Source organism: uncultured Anaerovibrio sp. (assembly GCF_947302755.1).
Taxonomy (GTDB): domain Bacteria; phylum Bacillota; class Negativicutes; order Selenomonadales; family Selenomonadaceae; genus Anaerovibrio.
On sequence record NZ_CAMYWM010000170.1, the window covers coordinates 1 to 4256 of the forward strand.

At 47.9% G+C, this 4256-nt stretch carries 4 protein-coding genes and 1 riboswitch; all 4 genes read right to left on the reverse strand.

Annotation, left to right across the window (positions count from 1 at the left end; genetic code table 11):
* Nucleotides 1-200: 200 nt before the first annotated feature.
* Entirely contained in the window at nt 201-1421 is a 1221-nt protein-coding gene (locus tag Q0Y54_RS11930; protein ID WP_297968294.1) for an OFA family MFS transporter, read from the reverse strand.
* Nucleotides 1422-1478: 57 nt separating this feature from the next.
* Nucleotides 1479-1561: riboswitch (ZMP/ZTP riboswitch) on the reverse strand.
* Nucleotides 1562-1696: 135 nt separating this feature from the next.
* Complete coding sequence (locus Q0Y54_RS11935) at nt 1697-1846, reverse strand: FeoB-associated Cys-rich membrane protein (RefSeq protein ID WP_297968297.1); 150 nt, start codon at nt 1844-1846, stop codon at nt 1697-1699.
* Nucleotides 1847-1860: 14 nt separating this feature from the next.
* Nucleotides 1861-3783, reverse strand: a complete 1923-nt coding sequence (feoB, locus tag Q0Y54_RS11940; protein WP_297968300.1) for a ferrous iron transport protein B — start codon at nt 3781-3783, stop codon at nt 1861-1863.
* A gap of 2 nt (nt 3784-3785) precedes the next feature.
* Nucleotides 3786-4010, reverse strand: coding sequence for a FeoA family protein (locus tag Q0Y54_RS11945; RefSeq protein ID WP_297968303.1), 225 nt, complete (start codon nt 4008-4010; stop codon nt 3786-3788).
* Between the last annotated feature and the right edge of the window lie 246 nt (nt 4011-4256).

Sequence of the window (4256 nt, forward strand, 5' to 3'; positions counted from 1 at the left end):
CCATTCCCCTACGGGACTAGCTCATTTCATTCGCGTCGCAAGGGGAAGGCTTAATTAAGAATTCCGAATTAAAAATACATTTAGGCTTCACCATGACACAAAAAAGGGACAGCTGAAAAAATCAACTATCCCGATATGCTTTAATATATATTTTAGCCCCACACTAACGGGTGCTAAATATCCCAGTGAATAAGTCTCATTTAATGGGAGCCAATAAGGGTATGTACTCTTCTGCGGCGGCCGTAGGCCTTCAGTACCAGGGCAATAAGGAAGTTCAGCACGAAGCAGCCGGCAAAGAAATACAGGGTATAACCATAGCCGCTGGTATTTTCCCTGAACACTGCAATAATGGATGGTCCTGCAATTCCCGCCAGCCCCCAGGCTGTCAAAATTCTCCCATGGATGGCACTGAGCTCCCTTGTGCCAAACAAATCGGAGAGATAGGCCGGCATACAGGAGAAGCCACCACCATAGCAGCTTATTATCAATAGAATAAGAAGCTGGAACAGCATCGCATCAACGGTATTGGCCAAATGATAAAAGGCGGCAATTTCAATCAGGAAAAACAAAATATAGGTCATGCCCCGGCCAATATAATCAGAGACGGTGGACCAGATAATGCGTCCCGCCCCATTTAACAGGCCGATGATACCTACCATGGAAGCAGCCGCTGCCGCATCCATCCCCACTACCTCCTGGGCCATGGGAGACGCCACGGACAACAGGCCGATACCGCAGGTAATATTTACGAAGAAAATCCACCAAAGAGCGGAAAACTGCCAGGTCTTGACCGCCTCATTGGCCGTTGCTCCCTGATGGGTGACACCATTCCCCGACTCCACAGCACAGCTGGTGGCCGGTGCCTTTAAATAAAGGGCCGACATGCTCATAATCAGAATGTATACGGCACCCAATATCAGGAAATTGTTTCTCAGGCCAAACTCCCCTGTGAGATACTGCATAACCGGACCTGCCACCAAGGCCGCAAAACCAAAGCCCATAATGGCCAGCCCTGTGGCAAAGCCCCGATGATTGGGGAAATACTTTACCAGGGTGGATACCGGTGTTATATAGCCAATCCCCAGACCTATACCGCCGATAATACCATAAAACAGATACAACAGGGCCAGGCTGCCCTGTTCAATGGCCAGGGCTGTCCCCAGCATCCCCGTTCCAAAAAACAGGGTGGCCAGCAAACCGCTCTTTTTTGGACCCAGTTTTTCCACAAAGCTGCCCAAAAAACCGGCGGACAGACCCAAAAAGAGAATGGCCAGGGAAAAGGTCCAGGTAGTTTCCTTAAGGGTAATGCCCATCTCGGCCATAATAGGCTTGGTCAATACACTCCAGGCATACACGCTGCCAATGGATATGTGAATTCCGATAGCAGCCAGGGCAATAAGCCAACGATTTCGCATGTACATCTATCCTTTCTGCAACACAAAAAGGATTTGCCGGAAAAAGAAAAAACCATCCGGACAAATCCCTGCCCAGACGGTCGGCTTATCGTCATTTTCCGGTACATGTGGTGAACTCCACTAATCCGTCAGCACCGAAAAACCTATTCTCTTCAACGCTGTTATTTTATAGCTTTTGCCACGATATGTCAAGTAATTCATTAGATGAACTGATACCAAAAAAAGAAAGCTGGAGAACAACAGGCACATAATTACAGCTGTTCTCCAGTCTTTACTTTAATTTATTTTCGGCTGACACAGTGGCTGCCACAACCACAGCCACAATCTGTGCCACAGCAATCATGCTTGCCGGAACGGAAATTGTTCCATACATGACGTCCGGCCAAACCGAGCAATACCAAAAGTATTAAACCAATTACGTAAGTTGCCATATTAGGAGCCTCCTTTATTCAAAGCCCAACAACTTTCCTCCCTGGTATACTATCAGAGAAACTACCCATGCCAAAGCGAACATATAACCAGCTGCAAAGAACATCATCTTCCAGCTATTAGTCTCCTTCTTAATGGTACCCAAGGCAGTTACGCATGGCGTATAAATCTGGGAGAATACCATAAAGGCCAAGGCCGACAGGCTGGTAAAGGCCGCTGCCATGCCGGTGGAGCTAAGAGCCTCGGCAGTCTCTACAGCATCCTCAGCCTCAGCAGAGATATCCGGGAGACCATAAAGAACACCGATGGTAGAAACCACAGACTCCTTGGCCAAAATACCGGAGATAACTGCTGCACCGGCTTCCCAGTTGCCAAAGCCATGGAAGGTGAACAGGGCACCCACAACGGCACCGATGGAGGCCAGGAAGGACTCACTCTGCTCCTCTACCATACCATTCATATTAAATGCTCCCAGGAACCAAATGAGCACGCAGCCCACAAAGATAATGGTACCGGCTTTTACCAGGTAGCCCTTGCCCTTATCCCAGGTTTCCAGAAGAACAGTCTTCATATCCGGCATTCTGTATGGAGGTAACTCCAACAGGAAGGTAGCCGTTTCATCCTTATATTTAGCCGCAGTCAGCAGCTTGGTGGAAACAATAGCCATAACTACGCCAACGATATACATAGCAAATACCACATTAGCAGCATTTTCCGGGAAGAACATGGCCGCAAACAGGGCCATAATAGGCAGCTTGGCACCACAGGTCAGGAAGGGTGCTGCCAAAATAGACAGGATACGGTCCTTTTCATTGTCCAAGGCCCGGGCACCCATAATAGATGGAACGCCGCAGCCAAAGCCCATCATCAACGGCATCACGCTCTTGCCGCTGAGGCCAACCCGGCGCATAATAGGGTCCATGATAAATGCTACACGAGCCATATAGCCGGTACCGTCCAGGAAGCTCAGACAGAAGAACAGCATGAAAATAAGGGGAACGAAAATAATAACGGAACCAACACCGCCAATAATACCATCAAGAATAAGGGCCTGCATCCAGTCAGCCACCCCGGCCCCTTCCAGGGCCCCGGCTACCCACTCTGTAAAGTCACCGGTAATAACCTCTTCCAAAGCATCAGCAATGGGCTGACCAATCCACTCAAAGGTAATCTGGAATACAGCATAGAGAATAACCAGGAATAAAGGCAAGGCCAAAACACCATTGGCCAGCACCGAATCCATTTTTTCACTAAGGGTGGAGCCCACATTGGATATCTCAGCCACATCAGCCAAAATTTCATCGATAAAGGCATAACGCTGCTTTATGATGGCCTCCTGCAGATCCATACCGGTAAGGCCGCTGTTCTCAATTTCCTTAATTTTGGCAACATGGGCCTGAAGCTCCTCGCTGGGGCCATAGCTTTCCATGGAAACGGAGGTAAATACATTAAGAAGATTCTTTATGCTCTTGCCGTCCCGGGCCACAGTAAGCAATACCGGATAACCCAGCTTCTTTTCCAGCTTCTTCACATCAATCTTGATGCCGCGCCGCTTGGCCTCATCCTGCATATTCAGGTCAAGCATAAGGGGAATGCCCTTTTCCAGCAGCTGTACCGTCAAAAACAGGTTTCGTTCCAGATTGGAGGAATCAATTACGTCCACCACCAAATCCAGCTTGTTTTCCTGCAAATAATCAATTACGATTTTTTCCTCAGGGCTTCTGGCATTTACGCTGTAGGTACCAGGTAAATCGATTACCTGAATGTGCTTGCCCTCGAAGGTAACATGACCTTCCTTCTTGTCAACTGTAACGCCAGGCCAGTTACCAATCTTCTGTCTGGCCCCGGTTATTTCATTGAAAATAGTCGATTTGCCGGTATTTGGATTACCGGTAAGTGCTACCTTTATTATATTGCTGTCCATTGCCATTGTTGCCATTATCATCCCACCTGTGTAACTTCTATCTTGTCTGCATCATCACGGCGCATTGCCAAATTATAAGAACGGATACCGATGGCCATCGGATCCCCCAATGGAGCGGAGCGAAGCACCTTCACAGTAGTACCGGGAATAAGTCCCATGGTCATGAGCCGTTCCTTCAGCAGTGAATCCCCTATGTTTTCCACCCGCACGGACATGCCGGTTTTACACTCTTTAAGAGTCATTTTCATACCTCCCTGCAAATCTATTCATCGTTTTTATCCTCACAGCATCCACGCTGAGTGAAATAAAAACGATAATTACTTTCATCAAGCATAGATAATGATACCTTTTATCAATTTGTTTGTCAAGTGAAAAAGGCTATCATTTGCAAAAATAAAAGAGGCTTCACGCGGCAATGGGATAAGGCTAGTTGTCTGCCTTCTCCTTTGGAGAAGGTGCCGAGGTGTGCGAGGCGGATGAGGTCCTTA